Origin of the sequence: Bradyrhizobium sp. STM 3557, from assembly GCF_045571465.1 — a bacterium.
Classification (GTDB): domain Bacteria; phylum Pseudomonadota; class Alphaproteobacteria; order Rhizobiales; family Xanthobacteraceae; genus Bradyrhizobium.
Window position 1 is genome coordinate 5,213,041 of record NZ_CP120697.1, and the last position, 20,401, is coordinate 5,233,441.

Consider the following 20,401-nt stretch of genomic DNA (forward strand, 5'->3'; position numbering starts at 1 on the left):
GCATCGCGGACCGATGCCGCCGCATCAGGTCCTTGACTCCTGGACGACGTGATCGTCGGGTATGTCTCGGCGTAGGCGCCGAACGTACAACGTGCCCCATCCCAGTCCCATCGTGGCAGCGAGCAGCGTGGCTGCAAGCACGCCCAGTTTGGCCGCGTTCAGGAGCGCCTCGTCGGCGAAGGCGAGCATGGCGATGAAGATCGACATGGTGAATCCAATCCCGGCCAACAGGCCGATCAGACCGACCCCACTCCACGACACGCCCGGCGCCAAGCGGCACCCACCCAGCCGAACCGCAAGCCATGTCGCTCCAATGACGCCGATCGGTTTTCCCACGACGAGCGCCACGCCAACGCCCAATGCGACGTCTTGCGCTCCGCCGGAGAGATCGGCGTCGGTCAAGCTGATGCCGCCATTCGCGAGCGCGAACAGGGGCATGATTCCATACGCGACCCAGGGATGAAGTGCCGTTTGCACCCGCACGACCGGCGGCAGCATCTCGCGCCGAGCCACATGGAGTTGCCGCAGCGGCGCTGCCAGCCGATGCGTGTCCCTCGTTCTCGCGGCATCGCTGCTCCGCAATTTTTCGGCGACACGCGCCAGCATGTCCAACGGGTGTTCCCGCGTCGGCATCGAGGTGACCGGCGTCATCAGGCCCAGCACCACGCCCGCAAGCGTCGGATGGATGCCCGTGATCAGAAAACCGCTCCAGACGACCGCGCCCGGCAAGACATAGGCGAGCGCGGAGCCGATGCCGATCCATCGGAGCGCAGCGATGATCACCACGCCGAATAGCACGACGGCCGCCCCGCCGATCTGCAGGCTGCCTGAGTAGAAGCACGCAATGATCAGCACCGCGATGACGTCGTCGATGATGGCGAGCGCCAGCAGGAAGACCCGGACATTGACCGGAATGTTTCGCCCGAGCAGTGCGAGCACGCCGACCGCAAAGGCAATGTCGGTTGCAGTCGGGACCGCCCAACCCTGGCTGCGGACCGCATCCGGGTTGAGGCCGAGATAGATCAGCGCCGGAACGAGGACGCCACCGGCAGCTGCAACCGCCGGCAGAACAGCCTGATCGAATCTGCTCAGCGCTCCCTCGTGAATCTCGCGCCTGATCTCCATGCCGACGACGAGGAAGAACACCGTCATCAGCGCGTCGTTGATCCAGAAGTGCAACGACTCGGAATACGCGAACTCGCCGAACGCGATCCCAAGTGGAAGGTTCCAGAGCGCATGGTAGCTGTCCGCGAACGGCGAGTTCGCCCAGATCAGCGCCGCCGCGGCGGCGATGAGCAGCACGCAGCCGCTGACGGCTTCGACATGCAGGAAATGCTGAACGGTGGCGAACGCCCGCTCGGCAATGGACCGAGCCCGAGGCAAGCCGCTTGACGATCGACGATCCATCCGATGATCCCAGAGCACACGCTTTCCGCGTGGCGGCCCGACCATCGCTTGACCTGTCGCTGCCGGATGCAGCGAACACCCGAAGGCCGTTTTACACGGCGACGAGGATAAGGCAACCCGGCTGGCGTGAGTGAGGAACCATCATCTCACCAGCGAAACCCGATGCGATTGATCCACGGAGCAGGCGCGGGTTCGACGACACGTTGCCCGATAGCATCGTTTCAATCGCAGCAGCGTTATTCCCGACCTGAGCTGCGCGAGGTGCAAAACTGGCTGCGCTGAAGAACTCATTTCACCAGCTCTTTCAGCACCATCGCGCGTATCTGGCCATCCAGCCGCAAAATTTCTCTTTCGTTTTTTCGGAAATCATGCTTTACTGCCCCCGTCTCGCCCCATGCAGAGGGACGTGCGCGCGTCGTCACGAACGTCGGGTGCGGGATGCGGTGGGCGTGTCGGGTTGCAGCGTGATTCTTCATGCCGACGAACACCTCGATGCGCACGGTGAAATCGTGTGGTCCTGGCGCCCCGGTGCTGGCGCCCTGCGCAACGCGTTCGCGTTATCGCAAATGGAGGCAATCAAGCCGGTCTCCAAGGAGAGCGCGTATAAGCCGCCAAACATCGCGCAGGGAATGCCGGATGATCCGGCTGCACCTGTGGTGACTGCCGCCTGCTTTTCTTGTTGCAGGCGGGCCATGGGTGAGGCCTTCACCCGGCATTCCCTGCACCCTCTCGTTTTGGAGGGTTGATGATTCAGCACAGCTCGGGCACGACGTGCCGCGAGGACGTGAGGTCGTGGGTAGATTGGTGGTGCTACACACAAGGTGTCGTCCCGGCCTTGCGCCGGGACCCATAACCACCAATCATCATGTTGCGAAGATTGATTGCCTTACCTTCGGTGCAATCCACGAGCGCCTGTGGTTATGGATCCCGGGTCTGCGCTCGCTCTGCTCGCTTGCCCGGGACGACAGTCGAGCGAGGCGCACCCCGCCGCCATGGCCACCCCAGATGCAAGCTACGCCGCTGGCTCATGGAGTGCCATCGCCAACACCGCTGGCGCGCGGCACAGAACTTGCTCAAACTGAGAGCTTCGATTGCTGATCCCTGGTGGAGACGTTGGAATGCTTGACAAGGCCGAGGTACGGCTTGCCGTCGATATCGGAGGCACGTTCACCGATATCGTGCTCGACGTGGGTGAACGGCGTAGGACGCGCAAGGTGCTGACGACACCGACGCGTCCCGAGCAGGCAGTGCTCGACGGTGTCAGGCTGATCCTGTCCGATGCGAAAGCCCATATCTCTGACATCGACGTCTTCATTCACGGCACCACGCTGGCGACCAACGCCATCATCGAGCGCCGCGGCGCCAGAACCGCGCTGATCGCAACGGAAGGCTTCCGCGACGTTCTGGATATCGGAACCGAAAGCCGCTACGACCAGTATGATCTTTCGATCGACAAGCCGAAGCCCCTGGTGCCGCGCAGCCTGCGGTTCACCGTGCCGGAACGGATCGACTCCCATGGCGCCGTGAGGCTGCCGCTGGATGAGGCCGCGGTGCGCGCGCTGCCCCCGAAGCTGCGCGCGGCGAATGTGCAGGCCGTCGCCTTTGCCTTCCTGCACTCCTACGCCAATCCCGACCACGAGCGGCGCGCCGGTGCGATCCTGCAGGCGGAGATGCCGGAGCTTTCGATCACGCTGTCCTGCGAGGTCTGCCCCGAGATCCGCGAATATGAGCGCACCTCGACGGCGGTCGCCAATGCCTATGTGCAGCCGCTGATGGACAGCTATCTCGCGCGCATGGAGCAGGCGCTTCGGATCGAGCAGTTTCGCGGCGCCATCTATCTCGTCACCTCGGGCGGCGGCGTCACCTCGATCGCAACGGCGCGGCGCTTCCCGGTGCGCCTGGTCGAATCCGGTCCCGCCGGCGGCGCCATCTTTGCGGCGCAGATCGCCGCCCGGCTCGGCGAGAACAAGGTGCTTTCTTTCGACATGGGCGGCACCACCGCGAAGATCTGCCTGATCGAGGATTACGAGCCCGAGAGCTCGCGCGTGTTCGAGGTCGACCGCGCCGCGCGCTTCCTGAAAGGCTCAGGGCTGCCGGTGCGCATCCCTGTCATCGAAATGGTCGAGATCGGCGCCGGTGGCGGCTCGATTGCCCATATCGATGCGCTGAAGCGCGTCACCGTCGGGCCGGAGAGCACCTCCTCCGAGCCGGGGCCGGCCTGCTACGGCCGCGGCGGCGAGCGTCCCGCCGTAACCGATGCGGACGTGGCTCTCGGCATGATCGATCCCGATGCCTTTGCCGGCGGCACCATCACGCTCGATTCCGAGCTGTCGAAACGGGCCCTGCTCCGCGATGTCGGCGAGCCGCTCGGCCTGTCGGCCGAGACGGCGGCCTATGCGGTGCATGAGGTCGTCTGCGAGAACATGGCGAGCGCCGCGCGCGTGCATGCGGTCGAGCGCGGCGCCGTGGTCGGCCAGCATACGCTGATCGCCTTCGGCGGCGCCGCGCCGCTGCATGCCGCCCGCGTCGCCGAGAAGATCGGCGTGAACAGAGTGATCGTCCCGTCCAATGCCGGTGTCGGCTCGGCGGTCGGTTTTCTGGCCGCCCCGATCGCCTATGAGCTGGTGCGCAGCCGCCACGTCCGGCTCGACGCGTTCGACGTCGGCGCGGTGTCCGAGCTTTTGCAGGAGATGGCGACCGAAGCGCGGGCGCTGGTCGAGCCGGGCGCGGCCGGCGCGCCGGTGCGCGAGCGTCGCGCTGCCTTCATGCGCTATGTCGGCCAGGGACACGAGATCAATGTCGAGCTACCGAACCGGCCGCTCACCGCTGCTGACCTGCCGGCACTGCGCCAGTCGTTCGAGACCGACTATTCCGCGCTGTTCGAGCGGCCGATTCCCGGCGCTGCGATCGAGGTGCTGAGCTGGTCGGTGCTCGCCACGACGGACGCGCGCAAGCCTCCCAGGGTGACGGATGTCACGCGACAGCCTGCCGGAAAGGCCACCGGCAGCAGAAAGTTCTTTGATGGGCGCGCCGGAAAGGTGGTCGAGATCCCCCTCTTCCGCCGCGAGCAGATGGCGCCCGGCGCCGTCATCGCTGGCCCCGCCGTGATCGCGGAGGACGAGACCTCGACATTCATCTCCAATAGCTTCGATGCCTATATCGACGCTGCGGGCAGCATCGTCATGGAACGGAAGGCGGCCTGATCATGTCTGTGAGCAACGGCGCGAGCCTGATCGATCTGCAGATCATGTGGCACCGGCTGATCGCCGTGGTCGAGGAGCAGGCGCAGGTGCTGCTGCGCACCGCCTTCAGCCCGATCGTGCGCGAATGCGGCGATCTCTCCGCCGGCGTCTTCGACCTGAAGGGGCGGATGCTCGCGCAGGCGGTGACCGGCACGCCAGGCCACGTCAACTCGATGGCGGAGTCGGTCAAGCACTTCATCGCCCACTTCCCGCTGCACAGCATGAAGCCGGGCGACGCCTACATCACCAACGACCCGTGGATGGGCACCGGCCATCTCAACGACTTCGTCGTCACCACGCCCTGCTTCAAGGATGGCAAGATCGTCGCGCTGTTCTCCTGCACCAGCCACCTGATGGACATCGGCGGCATCGGCTTCGGGCCCGATGGCACCGACGTGTTCATGGAGGGCCTGTACATCCCGATGCTGAAGCTGATCGATCAGGGCGTCGTCAACGAGACGTTGATGGCCATGATCCGCGCCAACACGCGGCTGCCGATCGATACCGAAGGCGACACCTATTCGCTCGCCGGCTGCAACGACGTGGGCTGCCAGCGCTTGGTCGAGATGATGGCCGAGTTCGGCATCGACACGCTCGATACGCTTGGCGACTACATCTGCGACCGCTCGCGCGAGGCGGTGCTGGCCGAGATCGCTGGGCTGCCCAAGGGCACCTGGCGCAACGAGATGACCGTCGACGGCTATGACGCGCCGGTGACGCTGAGCGCCGCGCTGACGATCTCGGACCAAGGCATCCATGTCGATTTCGACGGTACCTCGAAGGCCTCGAAATTCGGCATCAACGTCCCCCTCTCCTACACCACCGCCTACACGGTGTTCGGTCTCGGCTGCGTGGTCGCGTCCAATATTCCGAACAATGCGGGCTCGCTGGCGCCGCTGACGGTCTCGGCGCCCGACGGCGCGATCCTCAATGCACCGAAGCCCGCACCCGTGGCCTCGCGCCACGTGATCGGCCAGATGCTGCCGGATGTCGTGTTTGGCTGCCTGCGCCAGATCATCCCCGAGCGCGTGCCGGCCGAAGGCACCTCCTGCCTCTGGAATCTCAATGTCCGCGGCCAGACCCGTTCCGGCGCCGGCGGCAATTACGGGTTCTCGATGGCGGTGACGAGCAACGGCGGCACCGGCGCCCGCTTCACCAAGGACGGCCTCTCCGCGACCGCCTACCCCTCCGGCGTGCGCGGCACCCCGGTCGAGATCGCCGAAACCCAGACGCCGCTGATCTTCTGGCGCAAGGAGCTGCGTCCCGATTCCGGCGGCGCCGGCCGCACCCGCGGCGGGCTCGGCCAGATCATCGAGGTCGGTAGCGGCGTCGATGCGCCGTTCGACATTCTCGCCGCGTTCGACCGTATCGACCATCCGCCGCGCGGCCGTGATGGCGGCCGTAACGGCGAAGCCGGCTATGTCGGGCTGAAGTCAGGCCGGAAGCTGCGCGGGAAAGGTTTTCAGACCGTCCCGCCTGACGACCGCCTGGTGGTGATGACGCCCGGCGGCGCCGGGATCGGCGATCCCAGGGAGCGCGCGGCAGAGGCCGTGCGCGAGGACGTCGAAAGCGGCCTGGTGTCGGCCGACAATGCGGCCGTCATCTACGGCCGGACAGGCTGAGCGATGCGCGGCGTTGGTCTTACTGTGTCGGAGGCTCGGAAATTAACCGCCGTCATTCCGGGGCAGCCCGTCAGGGCTGAACCCGGAATCTCGAGATTCCCGGTGCGCAATTGCGTACCTGAGGGTTCGATGCTGTCGCATCGCCCCGGAATGACGGCGGTTGCTACGCAATGAGATCAGAGATCGAGACAACAGCGGAGGGGTATGAATGATCACGCGACGGACGTTCACCGCGGGCGCAGCGACCTTGCTCGCGGCAAGCCAGATCTCCACCCCTGCACGCGCGGCGACCACGAGCCTGGACATGTCGACGGTCTGGCCCGACGGCAATTTCCACACCCAGAACGCTTTTGCCTTCGCCGAGGAGGTCAGGAAGCGGACCGACGGCAGCGTCGAGATCACCGTGAAGGCCGGCGGCCAGCTCGGCTTCAAGGGGCCTGAACATCTGCGCGCGGTGCGCGACGGCCTGGTGCCGCTCGCCGACGTGCTCAATATCCAGCAAGTCGGCGACGAGCCGTTCATGGGCGTCGAGAGCATCCCCTTCCTGTGCGGCTCGATGGACGAGCTCAAGGTGCTGCACAAATATGTGCGGCCCGAATACGAGAAGATCGCCGCGCGCAACAACCAGAAGATTCTCTACATCGTGCCCTGGCCGACGCAATATCTGCACCTCAAGGTTAGGGTTGCCGATGTCGCCGGGCTGAAGAACATCAAGATCCGCGTACCCGATAAGAACAACATCGACCTGTGCAACGTGATCGGCATGGCACCGGTGATGATCCCCTGGGGCGAGACCATTCCGGCGCTGGCGTCCGGCGCGGTCGCGGGCGTCGCGACCTCCTCCGTCTCCGGCGTCGACGGCAAGTTCTGGGAATTTCTCAAATACGTCTATCCGACCAACCATGTCTGGTCGTCGCAGATGCTGACCATGAACCTCGACTCCTGGAAAGCGCTGAGCGCCGAGCAACAGACGACGATCGCCGGCATTGCCGAGAGGATGGAGCCCGGCTTCTGGGCGAACTCGCTGAAGGCCGATGCCGACAGCCTCAACCGGCTGAAGGAAGGCGGCATGGAGGTGATGCCGGTGTCGGACGCCATGATGACGGATATCCGCACCCGTGCGGCGCCCCTGCTGGAAGCGTTCCTGAAGCGCGTGCCGGCGGCCGACAAACCGGTCAGGGCCTATCTCGCCGAGATGAAGCGTGGATGAGGTCTCGGCCGTGACAACCCTCTCGCCTGCTGCGCCGAAGAGCCTCAACGCGGCGGCACCTGTGCCGATCCGCTTTCTGCTCGACGCCATCGACCGCCTCGGCCGGCTCGATGGCTGGATCGGCGGCGGCTGCCTCTTGGCCCTGACCTTTCTGATGCTCGCGGAAGTCGCCACCCGCGCGCTGTCGAACGTGCTGCCGTTCTTCCCGCCGGATATTTCGATCGCCTGGGAATACTCCTCCTATCTGATGGCGGCGTCCTTCACTTTCGGCGCAGCGATGACGCTGCGGGTCGGCGGCCACATTCGCGTGGTGCTGCTGCTGAAGAACGTCCCCGCCCCGCTGCAGCGCGGGCTTGAAGTGCTCGCGGCGTTGGCCGGCTTCGTCTTCATGGCTTTCCTGACCTCGGCGATGGCCAAGTTCGCGTGGAGCTCCTTCGTCCGCGGCCAGGTGTCGACCGGAAGCGACACGCCGCTGTGGTTTCCGCAAGCCGTCGTGACCTTCGGCATGCTGCTGCTGACGCTGCAATTCCTGGCGCGCGCGATCCAGGGCGTGCTTGGGCTCCCGCTCGAGGATCACAGCATGAAGGCTTCGCCGGTCGAATGAGGAAGGACAACGCATCAGGATGGTGCGCTCCCTCCCCCGCTTGCGGGGGAGGGTTGGGGTGGGGCAGCCTCAAGGCACGGTCTTCCTGCGGAAGCACTTCCCCCACCCGCATCGCATTTTCAATGCGATGCGACCTCCCCCGCAAGCGGGAGAGGTGCGACCGAGCAAGTTTCCAATGCGATTGCCTCCTGCCCCAGCGGGAGGCGGCACTCCGGATCGCGAGGCCTCATGACCATCGAAGTCGTCAGCCTGTTCGTCATCCTGTTCGCGCTGCTGGCCGGCGGCCTTTGGATCGGACTGACCCTCGCCCTGACGGCGACGCTGCTGCTGGCGATGTTCCGCTCGATCCCGCTCGACAAGCTGCTTCCGCAATATGCCTGGAACGTCCTGACCACGCAGGAGCTGCTGGCGCTGCCGCTGTTTATCCTGATGGGCGAGCTCTTGTTTCGTACCCGCCTGTCGCGCTCGCTGTTCCAGGGGCTCGCCCCCTGGGCCGGGCTGCTGCCGGGACGTCTGCTGCATGTCAACGTGATCGGCTGCACGATCTTTGCCGCGATCTCGGGCTCGTCGGCTGCGACCACGCAGGTGATCGGCCGCATGTCGCTCAACGAGTTGCTGCGCCGCGGCTATTCGCGCGACATCGCGATCGGCTCGCTGGCGGGCGCCGGCACGCTCGGCTTCCTGATCCCGCCCTCGAACATCATGATCATCTATGGCGTGCTCGGCGACGTTTCCATTCTGAAACTCTTTACCGCCGGCGTGCTGCCCGGCCTGCTGCTCGCGGGCGTATTCATGACCTGGGTCATGCTGCACACGACATGGCAGCCGGCCATGGTGCCCGAAGCTGAAGCGAAGCTCTCGCTCGTGCCCTGGAGCGAGAGCTTCGCCGCCTTGAAGGATCTGGCGCCGGCCTTGTTCCTGATCGCCTGTGTCCTCGGCTCGATGTATGGCGGCCTGGCGACGCCGTCCGAAGCGGCGGCGGTGGGCGTGCTCGGCGCAGCGCTGGTGGCCTACGTCCAGGGCTCGCTCTCGCAGCAGGTGATGCGCGATGTGCTGATCGGCTCGGTCGTCACCTGCTCGATGATCGCGCTGATCGTGCTTGGCGCCTCGATCCTGGGCAATGCCGCGGCCTTTCTCGGCATCCCCCAGGCGATCGCCGCCTTCGTGAAGGGGCTCGGCCTGTCGCCCTTCATGCTGATCGTCGTCCTGATCGTGTTCTATCTGATCCTTGGCTGCTTTCTCGACGGCTTCTCCATGATCGTGATGACGCTTCCGATCGTGCTGCCGATCGTAAAGGCTGCGGGCTTCGACGAGATCTGGTTCGGCATCTTCCTGGTGATCGCGGTCGAGATGGCGCAGATCACCCCGCCGGTGGGCTTCAACCTGTTCGTGATCCAGGGCCTCACCGAGGACGGGCTCGGCTATATCGCGGGCGTGACCGCGCCCTATCTCCTGATCATGATCAGCTTCGTGCTGCTGCTGACGCTATTCCCGGGAATCGTCACCATCCTGCCCCGGCTACTCTATGGATGAGGCCCGCCCATGGGGTCAGCGGCCCGATCAGGCTGCCCGCATGCCGTCGAGGAATTTGTCGACCTCGGCCTTCAGCCGCAGGCTTTCGCCGGACAGCGACTGCGCGGAAGCGAACATCCTGTTCGAGCTTTCGCCGGTCTCATCCGCCCCGCGTGCGGCGCTGCGGATGGTGTTCACGACCTCAGCGGTGCCGCTCGCCGCCGAGCGGACGCTCTGGGTGATGTTCTGCGTCGCCGCACGCTGCTGCTCGACGGCGGACGAGATCGAGGCGGCAATGCCGTTGATGCGCTCGATGGTCTGGCCGATCGCCTTGATGGCATCGACCGATTCCTGGGTGACGGTCTGCATGTTGGCGATCTGGCTGGAGATCTCCTCGGTCGCCTTGGCGGTCTGGCCGGCCAGTGTCTTCACCTCCTGCGCCACCACGGCGAAGCCGCGGCCGGCATCGCCGGCACGGGCCGCCTCGATGGTCGCATTCAGCGCCAAGAGGTTGGTCTGCTCGGCGATCGAGGTGATCAGCTTGACGACGTCGCCGATCCGGGCGCCCGCCTCCGACAGCTCCTTGATGCGTTGGTCGGTGGCACTCGCCTGCTTGACGGCCCCGGCGGCAATCTCGTTGGACTCGCGCACCCTGCGGCCGATCTCCGCGATCGAGCCGGACAGTTCGTCCGATGCAGCCGCCGCGGTGCGGACGTGCTCGGACGCCGCTTCCGACGCGCCGGCCGACTGGCCGGACAATTCCGCGGTCGTGCGCGCGGTTTGGGTCAACTGGCGCGCAACACGCTCGAATTCGCCGGACGAGCTCAGCACATGATCGATGATGCCGCCGACGCTGGCCTGAAAGCCATCGACGAAACGCCTGAGCTCCGCCTTGCGCTGCTCGGCAGCAGCCTCGGCGGAGGCCGCCTGCTCCTCGCGCAGGCGCCGGCGCTCGCCGGAGGCGCTGCGGAATACGGCCAGGGTACGGGCGATCTCGCCGATCTCGTCGCCGCGGTCGTCACAGTCGATCGCGATGTCGCTGCGCCCTTCCGCAATGGCGGTCAGCGCCTGCGTCACCGCCGCCAGCGGCTGCGTCACCCGGCGCACCACCAGCAGCGTGAGACCGAGAGCCAGCAGCGCCGCTATGCCTGCCGCCTCGATCATGGTCCGCATCGCCTGGCTCAGCATCGCATCGAGCTGCGCCATCGGCACGCCGACATAGAGGATGCCGATCACCTTGCCTGTGGGATTGGTGAGCGGGAAATAGGCCGTCATGAACGATTTGCCGAACAGCACGGCCGGGCCCTTATAGGCTTCGCCACGGCGCAGGATCGCCTGCCCGGGATGATCGGCGGCGAGCTGGGTGCCCACCGCGCGCTCGCCATTCTCCTTCTTGACGTTGGTCGAGCGACGCACGAACTGGCCGCTCACCTCGTCAAAGGCGAACAAGGTCGCGTTGCCGCCGACATAGCTGACCGCGCGATCGACGATTCCGTGATCCCTGAGCTCGGGAAACTGGGCGATTTCGATATGGCGGATAACGCCGTCCTGCATGGTCACCTTGGCATCGGGGAAGATCTCCGTGAAGGTCAGCGCCAGGGTACGCAGATTGTCCTCGATATCCCGCTTGGCGCGTTCGGTGAAATCCGACGACAGCGACCAATAAGCCGCGCCGACCACCAGCGCAGTATTGAGGGCGATGACAAAGGCGGCGCCAAGCAGCGCCTTGGTCCCGAGCTTGAGCTTGACGGACAAGGGTTTCGACCTACGAAGATGCAAATTCTCCCTAAAATAGGCGATCCGAATTTCATCCTGATTAACGGGCGTGGCCGGGGAATTACGGGGAAGCCCCCGGCAGCAAGGGACCGGCGCGAATGGCCGCATCGCGCCTCGTCGTCCGGTCTGCGAGAGCTTGCGCCCGTCGGATCATCTGGCGCTGGCGCGCAGCTGCGGCTGCGCGACAAGGATGGCCACCTGCGCACGCGCACGCAAAAGGTGAGTAGTTTGTCGTTCACTTTGACAGCTTGAAGAATCCAGCTATCGTTAGCTTGTTTGCAACAGATCGGGGGATCGAAATGGACGATACACCTCTCATCGACCAGGCGACGAATGCGATCAACACCGCCGCCGACACCGCCAAAGAAACAGTGGTGACCGTGATCAAGAAGGCCCGCCGCGCAGCCAAGCCCGCTGCGAAACCGGCCGCAAAGAAGGCGGCGCCAAAGCGTGCCGCCAAGGCCAAGAAGGTGGCGACCAAGAAGTCGGCCAACAAGGCAACAAAGAAGGCCGCCAAGAAGTCTGCGAAGAAGACGAGCAAGAAGGCCGCCAAGAAGAAGGCCAAGAAGGGCTGAGGCAAACTGGAAGGACGCGTGGGCCGGCTTCGGCTCGTTGCTTCCGCGATGCAATCCAGCGCCCGAGTGGGGACTGTCCGGTGCTGGATTGCCTCGTTTCGATGATGTGAATTGCGAACGGCAGGTGCGCCATCGCGGCGCATGGAACCAAATCCGGCGGGGCGGCTTAGCCGCGCATGGATAGGCAGGATGCGAAGCGGACCGTGCGACCGGCCGACAGCCGGTGGCTCCGCCCGATCGCTCTTGTCGTCGCTGCAGTCATCTTGGGCGGCGGCGTTGTTGTGTTGACCGCAACAATCGCCCACGCCGACGAAGGCGGCGGCAAAGGCGGCTCGGAATTCCTGCTGCTGGTTCAGATCGCGCTCCTGATCGGCATCGGGCGCGGCCTCGGCGAGCTGATGCAGCGCATCGGCCAGCCCTCTGTGATCGGCGAGCTGCTCGCCGGCCTGATCCTTGGACCGTCGCTGTTCGGCTGGATCTGGCCATCGGCGCAAGTGGCTATTTTCCCGCACGATCCGGCGCAGAAGGCGATGCTGGACGGCATCGCCCAGTTCGGCATCCTGCTGCTGCTGCTTTTGACCGGGATGGAGATCGACCTCAAGCTCGTGCGCAAGGTCGGCCGGCCGGCGGTCACGATCTCGATCTTCGGCATCGTGCTGCCGTTCGCCTGCGGCTTCACGCTCGGCGAGTTCATGCCGGACAGCCTCTTGCCGCATCCCGAAGCGCGGCTCGTCGCCGCCCTTTTCCTTGGCACTGCGCTGTCGATCTCCTCGATCAAGATCGTCGCGGTGGTGGTGCGCGAGATGAACTTCATGCGCCGGAATGTCGGCCAGATCATTGTGGCCTCGGCGATCATCGACGACACGCTCGGCTGGATCATCATCGCCATGATCTTCAGCCTGGCATCGAGCGGCACCGTCGACCTCGCCTCGGTCGCCAAGGCGCTGCTGGGCACGATCGCCTTCCTGGTCTTCAGCTTCACCCTGGGACGGCGGCTGGTCTTCCAGCTGATCCGCTTCGCCAACGACCATCTCGTCAGCTCCGCGCCAGTGGTCACCGTGATCCTGCTGCTGATGAGCACGATGGCGCTGATCACACACCTGATCGGCGTCCACACCGTGCTCGGCGCCTTCATCGCCGGCGTCCTGGTCGGCGAATCCCCGATCCTGACCCGGCAGATCGACGAGCGGCTGCGCGGCTTGATCGCCGGCCTGTTCACGCCGGTGTTCTTCGGCCTTGCCGGCCTCGGCACCGATCTCACCCAGCTGCGCAGCCCCGAGCTTTTGCTGTTCACCGCCGCGCTGATCGTCATCGCCAGCGTCGGCAAGTTCACCGGCGCGCTGCTCGGCGGCGCGGCCGGCGGGTTGACGCGGCGGGAATCGCTCGCGCTTGCCAGCGGCATGAATGCGCGCGGCTCGACCGAGGTGATCATCGCCTCGATCGGCCTGTCCATGGGGGTGCTGACACAGAACCTGTTCTCTATGATCGTCACCATGGCGATCCTGACCACGCTGGCGATGCCGCCAATGCTGCGCGGCGCGCTGGCGCGGCTGCCGCCGCGGCGGGACGAGCAGGACCGGCTCGAACGCGAGGCGTACGAGGACAAGGGCTTTGTCGGCCACCTTGAGCGGCTGCTGCTCGCGGTCGATCGCAGCGGCAATGCCGAGCTCGCCGCCAAGGTCGCCGGCTGGCTGGCCGCGCCACGGGCGCTGCCGACCACCGTTTTTCAGGTCGATCCTCATCTGCCCGACCAGGAAAGCTCGGTGACGATCGTCAAAGAGGCAGCGCGACAAGGCGGCCTGCGTGGCGAGATCGACGTGACGACACGCGTCCAAGAGCCAAGGCTTCGAACGTCACTTCGCGAGACGATCGCCGAGGAGGCTCGCAAGGGTTTTGACCTGCTGCTGGTCGGCTTGTCTCCGGTGTTGGCCGCGGACGGCCGCTTCAGCCGGTCGCTGCAGGAACTCGCTGCCGGTTTCGATGGACCGCTGGCACTGGTGCACGCAACGGTCCGCAACCCGGATACACCGCCCAGAGGCGATCTTCGCATCCTGGTGCCGGTGTCCGGCAGCGGCGTGTCGCGGCGCGGCGCAGAGATCGCGATCGCCATTGCGCGCGTCCGTGCCGCCCGGCTTCACCTCATCTACGTCTCGACCACCCGCGACCAGGGCACGCGGCGCCCAGCCGCAGAGGGCGTGCAGGAGCGCGCATCCCAGGTGCTGCGGGAGACGGCGGCGATCGCCGCCCGTTACGATCTGCCCGTGACGACGCGGATTCACGCCAGTGCCGCGCCGGAGCGGGCCATCCTGCAGGAGGTCGAAGCGGCGGGCGCCGATCTGGTTGTGCTCGGCGTCGACCGGCTACAGGGAGAGGCTCTCGATTTCGGATCGGTCGCCGCCGCCGTGCTGGCCCGATCGCGCGCGCCGGTGCTACTGGTCTCGACCGAGGTGAGCCAGGCTGCGCCGCGATCGTCCGCCGCCAAGGCCTAAATGGTGTCGCGGTGACCGTCCGCCCTACCAGGCATCCGGACAGGGATCGACGATCTTCCAGAGCTCGATCCCGTTCTTGATCTTCTTCATCTCGGTGGTGAGCCCGCCGTTGCGGCGTATCCAGTCCTTCAAGGGATCGGGGTAGTAGGACATCAGCTCCGAGGTGCCTTCGAGGCTCGTCACCTTCATCCCGAAGGTGAAGGCCTTGTCGTAATAGGCCTGATGGACACCGATGCTGGCGCGCGGCGTGACGCAGATCTTGTTCATCGGAACGATGCCGAACACCAGCGTGCAGGCTGAGTTGCAGATGCCGTCGATGATGACGCGCTGATGGGTGTCGCGGATCTGCTGGTACTTGGCCTTGTATTCCTCGATATAGCCGCCATGGTCGCGCGTGATGTGCAGGTCGGCGCGCGCCGGCGAGGCAGCGGCCAACGTAAGCAGCAGCAGCGGAAGCAGACGGCGCATCAGCGGACAAGACCCCAGTCGATCTTCAGCAGGCGTCAACCCCAATCCTGCGTTGCAGGACTTTTGCCGGACTGTGTTGTGAATCGGTTAAGCATCCGGAAAAGGCCAAAAATTGGGCGAGAGCGGCCTTGTTTCCGCTATCTTTCGGCAGCTTTTCCGGCCCGTTCGCATTAGATTGTTCCCGCCAATGTTCCGGCGCCAACATTCGCTCCCTTCCCGGAGGCGTTCGAGCGAAGGTCGGCGCACAGGAATACTCGCTAAACCACTGTATCTAGTGCAACTTTGGATTTGACATTTGCAACCACGGATCGCGGCAAGGGAAGCAAATGTCAAATCTGCTGCGCTCGTCATGGGCGCTAGCCCGATTTCCGGAGAAACGAGATGAGTCTGTCGAAACTGGTCGTCACCGCCCTGATTGTGTCAGCGGCAAGCCTGATCCCTACCCTCTCCGAAGCACGCACCCATCATCATCGGCACCATGCCCACCACGTTTATCTCGGCCTGCCTTACCCGATCAGCTATCTGCACAATTATGGCCCGGGTCCGCTGCCCGGCACCTTCGCCTATTACGATGGCCCATCGACCAATCACTGCTATCAGAGCGCGGCGGCCTATCTCGGCCAGGATCACCGCCGTCATCCCTGCTTCTGACTGGGACCCGCCTCTCGCGTCAAGCCACGCGGCTGACATCCTGCAACCGGGATTATCTCTTTCGGGCAGGACGGCCCCGCTGGCCCCGCCCGCTCAAGTCTGGTATCCGGGAGTCTCCGGCGCCGGATGTTCGCGGGCCGGACCAGAACGCGCTCGTAGCTCAGCTGGATAGAGCATCGGATTTCGATTCCGAGGGCCGGGAGTTCGAATCTCTCCGAGCGCGCCATTTTCTTCGAAGCCGGTCAGAGCCACCGCACATCCGGTCTTCGGTCCGAGATCGCGGCCGGGTCCTGCCAAGTCGGGAACCAGATGAAAATATCGCAGGCGTTCAAGTTCGAGGCGGCGCATCGGCTGCCGAACGTACCCGAGACGCACCGGTGCCGCCGGCTGCATGGCCATTCCTACCGCATCGAGATTCACCTGGAGGGTCCGGTGGACCCGCATACCGGCTTCGTTGCCGACTTCTTCGACATCGAGAAGGGCTTTGCCGGCATCATCGAGGCGCTGGACCATCGCTGCCTGAACGATATCGAGGGGCTGGAGAATCCGACCGCCGAGAACATCGCGGTGTGGATATGGGACCGCCTGAAGCCGGACCTGGCGCAACTCTCCGCGGTTCGGGTCTATGAGACCGCGGACTGCTGGGCCGAATATGATGGGCGGTGACAGGGCCGCGTGGCGCCCGGCTCGTCGGTCAGTTGCAGATGATCGCGGCAATCGAAGCGCCGCATTCGCCGTTCGCCAAGTCGACCTCAATTCACGCGATGGGATGATGGCTGAGTGAAAGATCCGATCCTGACCCGGGTCGTCCGGGCGCTCGAACGCGTTCCAGGCCTGGCGGCTATCGTTCTCGGCGGCTCGCGCGCGAGGGGGACGGCCGGTCCCGCTTCCGACTATGACATAGGCCTTTACTACGAGCCGGCCGCGCCGCTCGACATTGCTGCTCTCCAATCCGCCATTGCGCCACTCGTCGACGATCCCTCACCCACGGTGACTCCGGTTGGCGAGTGGGGCCCCTGGATCAATGGCGGAGGCTGGCTCGCAGTCGGAGGCTTCAAGGTCGATCTCCTCTACCGCGACCTCGCAAGGGTGCGAGAGATCATCGCCGATGCACGGCAAGGCCGTATCTCGATGAACTACCAGCCGGGGCATCCGCATGGTTTCTGTTCGGCCATCTGGATGGGCGAAGTCGCAATCTGCCAACCACTCCTCGATCCGTTCGGCATCATTGCCAGACTGAAGCGAGAATGCTGGCCCTTTCCGAACGCGCTGAAGGACGCCCTCGTAACTCGCTTCGGCTGGGAAGTGGATTTCGCCATCGAGAACGCTCGGATCGCAGCCAGGCGCCTCGAGCAAACGCATGTCGCAGGCTGTGCCTATCGGGCGCTGTGCTGCATGGCGCAAGTCCTGTTCGCCATGAACGGGCGCTATCTGATCAATGAAAAGGGCGCTGTCACCGAGGCTGCAACCTGCCCGATCACCATCGAGGGTCTGGCCGATGTGCAAGGTCAAGTCTGGCGCGACATAGGCAATGCCAACTATGATTGTGCGCTGCACCGGCTGACCAGCCTTTCCAACCGGTTACGTGCGATCTCCGTGCACCACCCGGTCGGCAATCAGGCCTAGAGCCTTTTCCGTTCCGATTGAATCGGAACGGGGCTGTAGTCTAGCTTCTTGTTTTGACGCGTTTTCTTGACGCGAACCGGTATCCACTTCGCTTGAAAACGCTCTAGCGGCCAGAGACGATATCGTCGCTCTTATCTCGCTATCGCGTGGCCAGTCGTCGTTGCCCCGCCAGTCCCGCGCTGATTGCGAACGCGGAAAGCAGGTCGCGCGCCGACGCTTGCGCTGGAGCAGCCAGCCCTGCGCGGCTTTGAGGCAGCCGCGCACCATCTCAGCTTCAAGCAGGGCGCACGTCAATGCCGGTGCTCATCGATCGAGTTCGCGTTGTGCCGCCTGCACCGCTGCCGGCTCGACCAACAGGCCCTGCCGCTCATAGCGGCCTCGGGTTCTGCTGAACCGAACCACCACGGCATACCTCGAGCTCTTCGCTTTGGCGCGGCGTGTGAGCAGCGTGTCCCCGGCCGGCAGGAATTCGAGATCGCCGAGCCCGGCACAACCCAGGCACGCCGGGCCGGCCTCTTCCATCATAAGAAGACGTCCCCTGCCATGGCACCGGTGGCACGTCCACTCATCATTCAGGGGCTGGATCACGACGAGCTCGGGCGCGCGGCTCGCCTTCTCGGCCAGCTTCTCCCGCTCCTTTTCAGAGAGTTCGCTCGAAATCCAATGTGTGCGGTACAGCTTTTCGATCGCTGGATCTCCGCTCTTGCTGAACTGAAGCGTCTGGCGTGAGGGCGTCCGCGCCACATAGTGCGTCTCGCTCGGACGCAAACCCTTGGCTGTGGCCCACGACCGAAACAGCTTCATGGCCTCCGAGATACGCGACTGGTTGGTCTGGATACCTTCCTCGAGATAGCCGATCTGCCCCTGCTGCCAGCGCTTGAGCAATCCGGGATCAAGCCATCCAATTCCGACCAGCACATCGATCGAACTCACGTATTTCTGTGCCGCCAGGGCCGCCTCTGCCGCCCTGATCACGCGGTCGTTGAGCTTGCTACGATTGTCCGCGTTCATGATCCGCTCTCACGTGGCGCCATTTTATGCCAGGTCTCGGAAGCTGCAACGGGAAGCGTAATTGCGTCGCTGTCAGCGGAAACGCCGCGAATGATCACCTCCGGGTTGCGCCGACGGTCCGGCGGAGCTTGCACCGTTGATCCAGCCGCTGGTTATCGAAGCTCTTCCTCACCTCGTCGTTGTTAGGTCAGCTCCCGGCGCCCTGAAGAATGATGCGTGGCGTTTCCGATGGATACGACCTTTGGAAGCAGATGATCCGGCGCATGCATCGCAAGCGATTCGGTGCGGCAGATCATCGCAACAGCCGCGTCGAATACACGCTCGGGTAGCGCAACAGCGCGCGCGGAGCCCCGTTCTACTAGCTATCGCGTGCAACGCGGTGCACCATTGGACACAGACATTTACGTTTGGACGGCCGCAACAAAAAAAGCCAACTTCCATCGCAAAAAAGCGGAACTCCTTAATTAGTTAGGAGGAAAGCAGCCGAAACAAGGGCTGCCCGCAGGCCCACCAGGGCCGCTGTGTGTGAATTGCGGCGCATAGCGATTCTTGCCCGGCGTTTTTCGGGCGGGCGTGCGGAAGAACGAAAGCAGGTAGGTATTTAGTCATGTCTCGTAAGCTTACGCCACGCCAAGTGATCGCCCGCTCCTATCCAACCTGGGACTATGCCATGGCTGATAGGCTGATCGCTTGGCTCCAAGATTGCGGTTACGAGATCGTACAGAAGCCGCAGGCCGGCACTGAGCAGGTCGCGGCTCTCCCCATGCCCGGGCGCGCATCGCCAGAGCTTACGCCGGCCTGCTGAGCCGCCAGGCCGCCGTTATCCGCTCGACCGATGACATCAGGGCCTAGTGGGCCAAGCGGGCGGGCTGCGTTGAACCTGGCGGCGTCGTGCCGCAACCAATCGCTAACGACGCCCGCAAAACCACCGCCGTGCACTCAGATGTGAACCTGTCGTCCTGCCACGGGAGATGGCATCTGGAACCGCCGTCGGGTTCCCGGGTTCACTCGGCGGGAGCGTACAAGCCGTCAAAGGTTGAGCATGTCTCGCAAGCTTACACCGCGCCAAGTGATCGCCCGATCCTATCCGAGCTGGGACTACGCCATGGCCGATCGGTTGATCGCCTGGCTCGATGAATGCGGATACGAGATCGTGGAAAAGGGCGTCGCGCATCAGGACGCAAGCCTCGTTCCGGCAGCCTCCGATACCGAGGAAAAGCTTAGGCTCGCCCGCGCGCACTGAGCGTCCGCGTCGATCGCCACTGGCGCCTGATGCGCTGCGGAAGCGCGTGGCCGTTGTCTCAGGCCTTCTCTTCTCAGGCTCCCCGGACCGTTGGGGAGAATCCTGGACCAGCCCCCGTATCTGCTGGGCTTCGCCAAACAGCACGTCGTTAGCCGCGCCGCCTGCCGGCTGGGCTCATCTGCGGCTTTCGGCCTGGCAGGCGAGATAGATGATGGCTTGCACCGCTTATCTCCGCCCAAGCTGCCGTTCCAAGAAAGATAGCGCTCGATCGCTGGCGTCACGTGCGTCCGAGCGCTCCGGGTGGAAGTCGAACCCGTGCGCCGCGCCGGGATAGACCACAAGCTCCGCGATGCCACCGAGTGCATGCGCCCTGTCCACGAGGCCCTGCCCCGACGACAACGGAATGACGCGATCGGCATCGCCATGTAGAGCGAGCAGCGGCGGCAGACGTGCAATCTCCAGCTTGCCAGGCAAACCGCCATAGAACACGACCAGCGCCGCGACACGCTCATCGGCAGCCGCCGACTGCACCGCGAGAAAACCGCCATTGGAAAAGCCGAGCAGCCCGACCTTCCCGGAGGATTCGTCGCGCACGAGCGCCTGGGTGACGACAGCGCGAACGCGATCGCTCCAAACGGCAAGGTGCGCGCCGAAGTAGGCCACTCGTTCCGCACGATCAGGCGACGCCATGGCCTCGGCGTCCGCAGCATCCTAGTAGGAGACGAGATAGGCATCAAAGCCCTTCGCCGCGATCTCTCGGCCCCAATGCAGATAGGGTGCAGGCAATTGCGCCGGATTTTCTCGGCCATGAAGCATGATCACGGCCGGCCGTTCGCCGCCTTGCCCGTCTGAGAACAGCTTGACGGCGATCGGTCCGTCTGTGCCCTGCACCACGATGTCTTGTGCGGCCTCGGCGGCGAATGCAGGCCAAATGAACGCAGATCGTGTGAATGCAGGCCATGTGA

The 20,401-nt window shown here is 64.6% G+C and carries 19 protein-coding genes and 1 tRNA gene; 13 read left to right on the forward strand and 7 right to left on the reverse strand.

All coding sequences use genetic code 11. The features are described from left to right. Positions 1-24: 24 nt before the first annotated feature. On the reverse strand, positions 25-1,407 hold the full coding sequence (gene nhaA / locus P6U24_RS23955) for a Na+/H+ antiporter NhaA (protein ID WP_407154948.1): 1,383 nt from the start codon (positions 1,405-1,407) through the stop codon (positions 25-27). A gap of 287 nt (positions 1,408-1,694) precedes the next feature. Continuing rightward, a complete protein-coding gene (locus tag P6U24_RS23960) occupies positions 1,695-1,907 on the reverse strand; it encodes a hypothetical protein (RefSeq protein WP_407154949.1) in 213 nt (70 codons plus the stop codon). A gap of 618 nt (positions 1,908-2,525) precedes the next feature. On the opposite strand from P6U24_RS23960, the gene P6U24_RS23965 reads away from it, so the two are divergent. The 5 genes from P6U24_RS23965 (at position 2,526) to P6U24_RS23985 (ending at position 9,618) form a co-directional block, all read left to right on the forward strand. Beyond that, on the forward strand, positions 2,526-4,610 hold the full coding sequence (locus tag P6U24_RS23965) for a hydantoinase/oxoprolinase family protein (protein ID WP_407154950.1): 2,085 nt from the start codon (positions 2,526-2,528) through the stop codon (positions 4,608-4,610). 2 nt (positions 4,611-4,612) lie between these two features. Further along, entirely contained in the window at positions 4,613-6,271 is a 1,659-nt protein-coding gene (locus P6U24_RS23970; protein ID WP_407154951.1) for a hydantoinase B/oxoprolinase family protein, read from the forward strand. Between the two features lie 208 nt (positions 6,272-6,479). Then, positions 6,480-7,481: a TRAP transporter substrate-binding protein gene (locus P6U24_RS23975; RefSeq protein ID WP_407154952.1), complete on the forward strand. Its 1,002-nt coding sequence runs from the start codon at positions 6,480-6,482 to the stop codon at positions 7,479-7,481. A gap of 10 nt (positions 7,482-7,491) precedes the next feature. Further along, positions 7,492-8,085, forward strand: a complete 594-nt coding sequence (locus P6U24_RS23980; protein WP_407154953.1) for a TRAP transporter small permease subunit — start codon at positions 7,492-7,494, stop codon at positions 8,083-8,085. 228 nt (positions 8,086-8,313) lie between these two features. Further along, positions 8,314-9,618, forward strand: coding sequence for a TRAP transporter large permease (locus tag P6U24_RS23985; RefSeq protein WP_407154954.1), 1,305 nt, complete (start codon positions 8,314-8,316; stop codon positions 9,616-9,618). Positions 9,619-9,645: 27 nt separating this feature from the next. Here P6U24_RS23985 and P6U24_RS23990 read toward each other — a convergent pair whose 3' ends face one another. Continuing rightward, the gene (locus P6U24_RS23990) at positions 9,646-11,352 is read right to left on the reverse strand and encodes a methyl-accepting chemotaxis protein (protein WP_407154955.1); all 1,707 of its coding nucleotides are present in this window, start codon (positions 11,350-11,352) and stop codon (positions 9,646-9,648) included. Between the two features lie 320 nt (positions 11,353-11,672). Between P6U24_RS23990 and P6U24_RS23995 the strand changes: the two genes are divergently transcribed. Further along, a complete protein-coding gene (locus tag P6U24_RS23995; RefSeq protein WP_407154956.1) occupies positions 11,673-11,948 on the forward strand; it encodes a histone in 276 nt (91 codons plus the stop codon). A gap of 176 nt (positions 11,949-12,124) precedes the next feature. After that, positions 12,125-14,437 carry a cation:proton antiporter gene (locus P6U24_RS24000; RefSeq protein WP_407154957.1) on the forward strand — a complete coding sequence of 771 codons (2,313 nt, stop codon included), beginning with the start codon at positions 12,125-12,127 and terminating at the stop codon, positions 14,435-14,437. A 24-nt stretch (positions 14,438-14,461) separates the two neighbouring features. On the opposite strand, the gene P6U24_RS24005 is transcribed toward P6U24_RS24000, so the two are convergent. Further along, positions 14,462-14,905 (reverse strand): hypothetical protein, encoded by a 444-nt coding sequence (locus tag P6U24_RS24005; protein WP_407154958.1) that lies wholly within the window; start codon positions 14,903-14,905, stop codon positions 14,462-14,464. Between the two features lie 381 nt (positions 14,906-15,286). Between P6U24_RS24005 and P6U24_RS24010 the strand changes: the two genes are divergently transcribed. The 4 genes from P6U24_RS24010 (at position 15,287) to P6U24_RS24025 (ending at position 17,182) form a co-directional block, all read left to right on the forward strand. Beyond that, positions 15,287-15,556, forward strand: a complete 270-nt coding sequence (locus tag P6U24_RS24010) for a hypothetical protein (RefSeq protein WP_407154959.1) — start codon at positions 15,287-15,289, stop codon at positions 15,554-15,556. Positions 15,557-15,705: 149 nt separating this feature from the next. Continuing rightward, positions 15,706-15,782, forward strand: a tRNA-Arg gene (locus tag P6U24_RS24015). 83 nt (positions 15,783-15,865) lie between these two features. Beyond that, positions 15,866-16,222: a 6-carboxytetrahydropterin synthase QueD gene (gene queD / locus P6U24_RS24020; protein WP_407154960.1), complete on the forward strand. Its 357-nt coding sequence runs from the start codon at positions 15,866-15,868 to the stop codon at positions 16,220-16,222. Between the two features lie 114 nt (positions 16,223-16,336). Next, entirely contained in the window at positions 16,337-17,182 is an 846-nt protein-coding gene (locus tag P6U24_RS24025) for a nucleotidyltransferase domain-containing protein (RefSeq protein WP_407154961.1), read from the forward strand. Between the two features lie 303 nt (positions 17,183-17,485). Here the strand turns inward: P6U24_RS24025 and P6U24_RS24030 are convergent, their stop codons facing one another. Then, positions 17,486-18,193: a hypothetical protein gene (locus P6U24_RS24030; RefSeq protein WP_407154962.1), complete on the reverse strand. Its 708-nt coding sequence runs from the start codon at positions 18,191-18,193 to the stop codon at positions 17,486-17,488. 607 nt (positions 18,194-18,800) lie between these two features. On the opposite strand from P6U24_RS24030, the gene P6U24_RS24035 reads away from it, so the two are divergent. Both P6U24_RS24035 and P6U24_RS24040 read left to right on the forward strand, forming a co-directional pair. After that, positions 18,801-18,998, forward strand: coding sequence for a hypothetical protein (locus P6U24_RS24035; protein ID WP_407154963.1), 198 nt, complete (start codon positions 18,801-18,803; stop codon positions 18,996-18,998). A 237-nt stretch (positions 18,999-19,235) separates the two neighbouring features. Then, positions 19,236-19,436: a hypothetical protein gene (locus P6U24_RS24040; RefSeq protein WP_407154964.1), complete on the forward strand. Its 201-nt coding sequence runs from the start codon at positions 19,236-19,238 to the stop codon at positions 19,434-19,436. A 225-nt stretch (positions 19,437-19,661) separates the two neighbouring features. Here the strand turns inward: P6U24_RS24040 and P6U24_RS24045 are convergent, their stop codons facing one another. Beyond that, positions 19,662-20,126, reverse strand: coding sequence for a dienelactone hydrolase family protein (locus P6U24_RS24045; protein ID WP_407154965.1), 465 nt, complete (start codon positions 20,124-20,126; stop codon positions 19,662-19,664). A 21-nt stretch (positions 20,127-20,147) separates the two neighbouring features. Beyond that, the gene (locus tag P6U24_RS24050) at positions 20,148-20,327 is read right to left on the reverse strand and encodes a hypothetical protein (RefSeq protein WP_407154966.1); all 180 of its coding nucleotides are present in this window, start codon (positions 20,325-20,327) and stop codon (positions 20,148-20,150) included. Positions 20,328-20,401 lie beyond the last annotated feature (74 nt).

Excerpts from the sequence above, each read along its gene's own strand:
- nhaA (WP_407154948.1), bottom strand. The coding sequence starts at position 1,407 with ATGGATCGTCGATCGTCAAGCGGCTTGCCTCGGGCTCGGTCCATTGCC.
- P6U24_RS23965 (WP_407154950.1), top strand. The coding sequence starts at position 2,526 with ATGCTTGACAAGGCCGAGGTACGGCTTGCCGTCGATATCGGAGGCACG.
- P6U24_RS23970 (WP_407154951.1), top strand. The coding sequence starts at position 4,613 with ATGTCTGTGAGCAACGGCGCGAGCCTGATCGATCTGCAGATCATGTGG.
- P6U24_RS23975 (WP_407154952.1), top strand. The coding sequence starts at position 6,480 with ATGATCACGCGACGGACGTTCACCGCGGGCGCAGCGACCTTGCTCGCG.
- P6U24_RS23985 (WP_407154954.1), top strand. The coding sequence starts at position 8,314 with ATGACCATCGAAGTCGTCAGCCTGTTCGTCATCCTGTTCGCGCTGCTG.
- P6U24_RS23995 (WP_407154956.1), top strand. The coding sequence starts at position 11,673 with ATGGACGATACACCTCTCATCGACCAGGCGACGAATGCGATCAACACC.
- P6U24_RS24000 (WP_407154957.1), top strand. The coding sequence starts at position 12,125 with ATGGATAGGCAGGATGCGAAGCGGACCGTGCGACCGGCCGACAGCCGG.
- P6U24_RS24005 (WP_407154958.1), bottom strand. The coding sequence starts at position 14,905 with ATGCGCCGTCTGCTTCCGCTGCTGCTGCTTACGTTGGCCGCTGCCTCG.
- P6U24_RS24010 (WP_407154959.1), top strand. The coding sequence starts at position 15,287 with ATGAGTCTGTCGAAACTGGTCGTCACCGCCCTGATTGTGTCAGCGGCA.
- queD (WP_407154960.1), top strand. The coding sequence starts at position 15,866 with ATGAAAATATCGCAGGCGTTCAAGTTCGAGGCGGCGCATCGGCTGCCG.
- P6U24_RS24030 (WP_407154962.1), bottom strand. The coding sequence starts at position 18,193 with ATGAACGCGGACAATCGTAGCAAGCTCAACGACCGCGTGATCAGGGCG.
- P6U24_RS24035 (WP_407154963.1), top strand. The coding sequence starts at position 18,801 with ATGTCTCGTAAGCTTACGCCACGCCAAGTGATCGCCCGCTCCTATCCA.
- P6U24_RS24040 (WP_407154964.1), top strand. The coding sequence starts at position 19,236 with ATGTCTCGCAAGCTTACACCGCGCCAAGTGATCGCCCGATCCTATCCG.
- P6U24_RS24045 (WP_407154965.1), bottom strand. The coding sequence starts at position 20,126 with ATGGCGTCGCCTGATCGTGCGGAACGAGTGGCCTACTTCGGCGCGCAC.